The organism is Paenibacillus sp. TAF43_2, from assembly GCF_052113545.1.
Classification (GTDB): Bacteria; Bacillota; Bacilli; order Paenibacillales; family Paenibacillaceae; genus Pristimantibacillus.
In genome coordinates this window covers 1-7775 of the sequence record NZ_JBFRDK010000234.1, presented here as the reverse complement: position 1 = coordinate 7775, position 7775 = coordinate 1, and the positions used below count along the sequence as shown (strand labels likewise).

At 37.2% G+C, this 7775-nt stretch carries 5 protein-coding genes; 2 read left to right on the top strand and 3 right to left on the bottom strand.

Translation table 11 applies throughout. The features are described 5' to 3' along the window. The first annotated feature begins 1267 nt into the window (after positions 1 to 1267). A complete protein-coding gene (locus AB4Z17_RS30110) occupies positions 1268 to 2179 on the top strand; it encodes a hypothetical protein (protein ID WP_441963946.1) in 912 nt (303 codons plus the stop codon). Positions 2180 to 2327: 148 nt separating this feature from the next. Here AB4Z17_RS30110 and AB4Z17_RS30105 read toward each other — a convergent pair whose 3' ends face one another. Further along, the gene (locus tag AB4Z17_RS30105) at positions 2328 to 3356 is read right to left on the bottom strand and encodes a hypothetical protein (protein WP_441963944.1); all 1029 of its coding nucleotides are present in this window, start codon (positions 3354 to 3356) and stop codon (positions 2328 to 2330) included. Positions 3357 to 4737: 1381 nt separating this feature from the next. On the opposite strand from AB4Z17_RS30105, the gene AB4Z17_RS30100 reads away from it, so the two are divergent. Further along, positions 4738 to 5955 carry a tyrosine-type recombinase/integrase gene (locus AB4Z17_RS30100; protein WP_441963942.1) on the top strand — a complete coding sequence of 406 codons (1218 nt, stop codon included), beginning with the start codon at positions 4738 to 4740 and terminating at the stop codon, positions 5953 to 5955. Positions 5956 to 6019: 64 nt separating this feature from the next. Here AB4Z17_RS30100 and AB4Z17_RS30095 read toward each other — a convergent pair whose 3' ends face one another. Continuing rightward, entirely contained in the window at positions 6020 to 7186 is a 1167-nt protein-coding gene (locus AB4Z17_RS30095) for a hypothetical protein (RefSeq protein WP_441963940.1), read from the bottom strand. 15 nt (positions 7187 to 7201) lie between these two features. Further along, a complete protein-coding gene (locus AB4Z17_RS30090) occupies positions 7202 to 7543 on the bottom strand; it encodes an ATP-binding protein (RefSeq protein WP_441963938.1) in 342 nt (113 codons plus the stop codon). Between the last annotated feature and the right edge of the window lie 232 nt (positions 7544 to 7775).

The window sequence follows — 7775 nt, the reverse complement described above, 5'->3', positions numbered from 1 at the left end:
TGAAATTAGCTGACTTTATTACAGTAGAATCTGTTTTTTGTGATTTTCCGATTCGCGTTTCAATGGCTGTAATTCCTGACACGGTAGATGGAAGGAGATTCATTCTTGTTGAGGAAACTGAGAGAATTTTAAGAGAGGAATTACAACCTTTAGTTGGAAAACAATAGAGAGAAGGAGTAAAGTAGTTCTTTGAATTTTGTAGTTCATGCCTTTATTGTATATTCCTTAAAAAACATATTTCTTTAGAAATCAGGAAAAAGATAATTATTTCTTGATAGGGATGAATTAAAATTAATTAACTACGTAAAAACCATACTTTGATGAAGATAACAAATCATTATTTGCATCAAGATATATTAACAAATGATAATAGCATCCCGTAATAAATTTTAGAACTTAACTAAATCTGCCGTTGTGGCGGTTTTTTTCATGGACTTTTAGTCAACATTAAGATGTTCGTGCTATGTTGTACCGGCAGTGTGCTAATCCGCATTATAGTTACTGATGAACAGGGTAACAAGAGAAATCAAAAGTTTTTTAATTTGAAAAAAAGGTTTAAAAGAGTTCATTTAAAAATAACATTAAACTGACGTAACATCAGTTGACAATTACTATGTGGCGAAGCGCCTACGAAGATATATGGGAGGCATATATCTCTGATGAAATGACGTAAAATTATCCGTTGGGTTTCCCGTCAGCCCCGGCATCGGATTACTACCGATGTTCGCCCGTTAGAGGGGCATTTTCAATTTCACCAGAAGTGACCGTCGCAGTAGCCGAAAGGCTAGGTAGAACGAGGTGTACTCAATAGTAAGAGTGCTCGGTAAAGCTGCATCTGGGCGAGCTGAAATAGGGTCCTGCCTGATGTTCGGCACCTCAATATTAATTAACCATACCTGACAGAAGGCATCGTGCCTTTTTTAAAATGTGGAAATCTATCCTTCATTTGAAGGGTAATTCTGTCCTCCCCTCCCTCAAGCATCGGCCCCTATAATGATTTTCATTACATTGATATGTTCTTCCCAATAACAGTAAGGTTCAAGTGTCAACAATCTACAAGAATATCATGTTATTGAAAAGTGTATATACAATGTTTAAACGCTGTATTAACGTTGTAATTATTCTGTATGAACGATATTTTGTTTTGTAATAAATTATGGATACAATATTTTGCGGTTATTACCGGGAATTATGTTAAAATCTTTTTAGAATTGTTGCAAATAATGCTTTCCGTAAGCTGATGCCTAAACATAGTGAGGTGTTTGAAATGGACAAGGAGTTATCTTTCGAAGAATATTTTGCTCGTAAGCTTCAAGAAGAGGAGAAAACCATTAAGGATTTACCTTATTCATTTGATGAGCTGCGTGATATATATTTGCAGGAATACGAATGGAAAAGAAAAGCTCCTTTGCTTGATATAAAAATGGAGCCACAGGCGCTTGATTATGAAGTTGCACAATATTTTTTACCGGAACGTTGGGAAATGCCTAGGGAAGGTAAATTGCTTTACAATGACGAGGAGTTGCTTGATGTTTTGAAGCTCCTTTTCGTCAACCTTGGTGCCGAAAAGGGATTAAAAGCAGTCCCAACGTCTTTGATTGATAAATATCTTATGGCAGAGAAACAAAAACATTTGAGTCAAATAGTAGCAAATGACTTGCTGAACACTCAAACGCGTGAAGCTTCGAGTGAAAAAAAGCAATTCATCCGAGACAGCATTGAAATCGCTGCGAAGGTGCAAAGAGCACAATTATTTAAACATATGAATCAAGAAACAAAAGCTGGTAGGGAGGTAAGCATGGAATCAATTCGGAGGGATGAGACTCTGGGTTACATAAACCAGGAGATACTTAATTACGGTGAAGATATTGAAGATTTGGACTGTAGTCCGTTCGAGCATTTGAGAATGCTACACGACAGAAGCGAAATTCAGAAGCATGTTGTTGGCCAGATGAGCAATATTGAAGCAACAGTATTGGCAAAATACGACCTATTGTTAATGCTTAAAGCTGAGGAAATGTTCAGACACATCAGCAAAGTGTATGACTTTTCTTTGACTGATGCAAAAGATATCCCACTAACTGAATGGTGGTGGCATTTAGATAAGGTTGCCAAAGGGGATTTAAAAGCTAAATTTAGGTGTGAAGTAGAGGTGCAGCAAGAAGGTTCGTCAGAATGAGAAATTTGTAATCATGAAATGGTAAACAAGGTGCTGATAACGTTCGAGGTATTAGCGTAAAAGACAAGGGGTTTTTCTGGAAGAACGTTAAGGTAACTATTTTAGGGCTGGATAACGTGTAAAACCCAAGGGGAAATCACCCTTGGGTTTATTTTTTCGCTTTGAGCTTTCCAATCAATATGGGATTGGACATCGTGATAAAGTTATCTTCCATTTTAAACGTATTTGGCAATTCGACCAGCACCAAATTTAGAATGATTCGTTTAAGGTCATCTTTCGAGCCATGGTTACGATTGCTATCTGCTTTCTGTATCAAAATATATTGTTCAGCGACGTTTGGATAAATATCGTATCCGATGACCCAATATCCTGGTTCCAATATGATTCTTTTAACTTCTCGTACGGCTCCTTCAATGTATTTCATGTCGTCTTCACCTTCAGCCATCTTTTTGCGAGCACATTCTATATATGAAAGTGTATCCTCGATTTGCCCCTTTATCTTTCCGTACTGCCCATCGGAAATTTTATTTACGAAATGCTTTGTCTCTTGATAGCTTAGGGTCGAATTCAGAACATTCTTTAAAGCTCCGAAGCACATGTCCCATGAACCGCTCTGAGATGTTTTCAGTTTGTTAATGTTCTGGTGCATAATAAATGCTTCTCTCAGTGCATAAAACTCGCGAGCTGCTGAAAGCTGCTCGTTATTTTTTTGTCTTTCAAGTAAATCTCTTGATTTTATCCACCCTTCCTTATCGGATGACTTCTTCCAATGCCCTAGCACATAATCAAAGTAAAAATACATATCTATACTTTCGCTGTGAATCGTATCAAGGAATTTTTCGTCCGACCTCTTTAGCACTTTATATCCATAGTAAAGCGTTAGGTGCATGAATCCAAGAAAACTATAGCGAATCTTATACTCCACTAAGTTAGCCTTGCTTTCGTAATAAACTCCTTTGTGCATAATGGAGTAATCAATCATTTCATCGTCGTCGAATACCGGCAGCTCAATGAATCCTTGTTTTAATGCCGCGTTACTATGGTCGACATAAAATTCTTTCATAGTTGAATCCAACTTTTCTCTCCATTTGAAATCCTCAAGTTGTTCTGAATTGAACTTACGCTTTTGTATAGTTAACCTCTTACAAGATAATGCTTCCAACTGTTCTAAGCTCACACTTTCACCTCCACAAAATTTCAATGATTATAAATGAAGATGAAAAAAAATGTAACTTTTAACCCGGATTTTAGAACTGGGTTATGATAATAGAGTATAATCACTAATTTTATTTTAAATCGCTGACAATGTGTCTCTGTACAAACAGCGTCGTATAATCCTCTGCGGTTATACTGAGTAGCAACAACCTAATTATATAAAAGAATATACACCTTGCTTGGTGTAAGGACAGCTCGATTAGGAGGGATTAAACATGTACTGCTGATTGTCATTAAATCAAACAGTAGAAACATCTGAAAGACGAACTCGGTTTGACTTTCAAAAGCATGCCCGATTCACCTAATAGTCAGGACAAATCTGAAACGAAGCTCGAAAAAAGATAGGTGAAGAAGAAAAGCCCGAAATTGCAACATGCGTACGGTATTAAAAAGTCGAGAATTTCATTTTGGACGGGAGAGATGCAAACCTGGAAGTTACATCGAGAAAGAAATTGTAGAGTTGAGAACGATTCATTCAGAAAGGCCCAAATAAACAAAGCCGAACTTTTTAGGGAAACTTTGTGCCTGAAATGGATGAATTGAGATGAGATTAATTAGGAAAGAGTAGAGGAGTAAAAGAGTTGAGAATCAGGTTTGAACCAAACCGTTGAATCGTTACTAGAGTCAATTCAAACGTATTTGTAGAAGAGTTAGTTAATAAAGTGGTGCAATTCTCTTATTTTCAGATTTACCTGTTCAACATGACGTTAGCGGGAGTTTCTTGCGTCTTCCCAGTCGAACGAATCGGCGAACCAAAATTCTAGGGTGTGATTTATTGTCTACGGACGCTCGCAACAGCAAACCATGTGCGCTCAATATCATGGAAACAATTCATGTGAGGTAGGTTAATTCGCTTTGGTTTTTTTCCTTAAAGGTTTGAAGGTTCTCATTTGATGGAGCATCGGGGGGCGGTGTGGAATCAAATGGCAGCGTCGTGAAACGACGCGTGAGGAGCATTGCGGCTGCAATGCGGAACACGCGGCGGGGCACGAGGATGCGATGCTTTAGCGTAGCGCAGCTTCTCGAACGAGGAGTCGGCGCATGCGCCAGTGACGATGTTCGAGGAGCGAGCAACGTGCCTTTGACTTTAGTGTGAAAGAGCGAAGCGAATGAGCATGCTTTAGAAACGGTTATATGACCGTTTGAGATTTCTCAAACTGTCATATAACCAGTTTCTGAGGTTTTGCAAAAATCTGGGGAGGAATGAGCCTTTTTCCATGCTCCGTTTTGAACTAAAAAAACTGAGAGTAGGGTATCACCCGGCCTTTGTCGGCAGCAAATAGCAAATTATAGCGTGAACGACTTCCGGTAAAACCCGTAGAAAATTTTTGAGGAGGTGTGATATGAGTAAATTAGAGAAGAGTAAACAAAAAATCGCAGCAATTTTCAGAGCAGCTCGAAATCAAAATATAACTGTGAAGCAAGGAAAGGCCCGTCTGTCTGATAAGACCTACAATGATTATGAAAAAATCGTGATGAAATACGCTAATAAAATAAGCAAAGATTTCAACATTTCCGATGTAACGAAGTGGAAGCCGGTAATGTTTATGAAGTACGTAAATGAGGCTGTAGACGATTGGAAGAGTGGAAATTTGGGTGTAGCCTTTTCTATTAAACAAGAACGTGCTGCGTTAGAATTCTTTCGACATGCAACAATAAAAACAAATACATTTAAAAGTGAAATTGAATGTGTGGATAAGGATGAAATAAAGAAGATGCTCGATTTCAACCATGTTCGCAGGTCAGGAAGGTATACTCACACACTTTCAGCGGATTTAGAAAGCAGCAGCCGATTGCTGGAAGAAATAAAAAATTCAAGGTCACACCATACTGAAGTTGCGTATCATGCCTATAAAATAGCTATGTTGACCGGTGCTCGACTAAAGGACGTAATGAATCTTACTGTTGGTAATATTAATCTAAATGGAACCGTAAATTTCACTGGAACAGTTAAGATTGAGAAAAGCAAGGGTGGTTTGACTCGAAATGTGCCGATACCAGAGGATACATTGGAATACTTGAGAGAATTGATGGAAGGGAAAAAGTCCGGGGACAGAATCATTCGTCTTTATAAAGAAGGAGATGAAAGAAAAACGATGAGAAACGAAAGTGCAATGAGAAAACTCAGCGGAATTGTAACAGCCGCTGGGGAAAGAGCCGGATTAAATAAAGTTGAAACGGTTTCCTATAAATATCGAGATGAAAACGGTAAAACTAAGTTTAGAACGACTGAAATAAAGGTGACAGCAAGTTTTCACACAGCTCGTAAGACTTTTGTGAACGAACGTTTCGTTTTCTATAATTCGATGGACGAGGAGAGGCAAAAAAGTATGCTTGAAGAACGTTTAAAAGACGAAAAAGTAATGAAGAAGTACCAACAGTCAAAGCAACGTATTAATAAAACTCGGAGTTCGGGCGACAGAGAGCTGTATCACTATGAAAACGCTATGTTCTTAGCTAGTTTGGATTCAGGGCATTTTCGAGTGGATGTTTTAGAGCAATTTTACTTGTTACGAGAAACTTTGAAGGAGGAAAGAATACGGGTTGGAAAAAGGGTTTGAGTAGATGTTTGAAAATAAACAAAGTTCCTAAACTATTAGATAGATTAGGAACTTTGTAAGCTTATTATTGTTTCAAAATTTCCATAACTTCAGCCAATAGATTGATATTACTTCCAATCATTTTTTTTAGATTCAAGGTTAATTCAATTACTTCCCTTCTACGTTTTTCTGCATTCGACTCTTTTTTTTTCGATTTCAGCTGCGCATCAAAAGAAGCGTGAGTAACACTATTATTTACACTCAATTGATTGGATGGCGTGTCGTCTAATGTTGAATTCTTGTATTCAGCTTCTTGCTTTGAACAATCAATGGTGAAAGTCTCTACAAGGTTTTTTTCGGGCATCTCCGTTTCAATATGGGCTTTTTTTTCAATAATATACTTTTGCTCGCTTGAGGCCACCTTTTGTAGTCTCTGCTCCTCAATATATTGCTTCATTTCTTCGATAGGTTCTTTAAGATGGGCTGCTAGTGCTTCAATAATAAGTGCTGATGGTGCAATGTCTGCACTTTTTTGAAAAGAAATGCCCATTTCTAAATCTAATTCGCTTGTGAAGTTGATTTCAATTCGGATTCTGTTCATTGAGTTATGCTTTTCACCCCAAATTTCTTTAATCCAAATTGCCGAGTTAATCTCCCGTCCTTCTCTGACAAAGTAAATCCCCTGATTCGTTACGTTAGTAGGAATAAAGGCATTGTCGGTTTTCGCTGGCAATACTACAGCTGAAATAACAACTGTAGTATTGCCGCGCTTTGCATTACTGATTTTATAGGGTACAGGAAATGCTCTATTGTTTAAAAAAACTTTTGTTTCTTTATTCTCCATCATTAAGGGGTCAATTGGAAACACCCTTTCCCCTAAATCATGATTGCTACTTACATAAATCTCTTTGCCGTCTTGGATAAACTTACGATAAGTCTGGCCTAAACTCAGGCTTAGCAACTGTGCATTTTTTTTGGCAAACACATTCTTGAATTTTTCGGTTTTTAAAAGTAAAACTGTACCGTGATTAGAATTTTGTGTTTTACTGCCGAAAAATTCAATATCTCCGACTAATGCTTTATTAATTGGAGTCTCAAAAGCTCCACGGTTTAACAAATCACTCCTGGAGAACTCCCCATTGACCAAGTCGAAATTATCTACTTTTGTAAAAATTTCGACTCTATCTGATAAGTACATGGCCGCAGCATTTTCACCCATACCTAATTTACCGATTTTATTTTTTTTGAACATGAGTTTTCTCTCCTTTTAATTACTTGCTAATCGTAATGATTCTTGTAGTTCATATGGGTCCATCCCCGAGCCATCGTCTGCGATAGTTAATAAAAACTTTCCTTGTTCAATTTGTTGAATGTAAATAAAAATCTTATTCGCATTTGCATCTAACGCATTATCAATGAACTCGCAAATTGCACTGGTCGATGTAAATGAACTATACTCTAGGGAAGCGACAATTTTCACATTTGGGCTGACATCGACTAGACCAAATGGAAACTTATTTAGTTCATTCTTTTTCTTTTTAGGAGTAGACATTTTTCGGAAATCCCCTTTGTTTTTTATTTTTATTTTTATTTTTATTATTATTTTCATCTTCGAGAAGCGCGCTTTCTCATGTGCCTTACTCTACAGCATCTATTTTTAGATTTCTATAATAAAATTTTTCCAACTGAAAATATTTTCGAAATTAAAAATGGTCTGGGTAAAATTTATTGATGATTTACGTAGTAATTTATATGGGAATACTAAGTTAATAAATGCTTTGGAGAATTACCGAAAGGAATTAGAAATGTGAAGAACTGGGACGATAGTATCAATAAACGCT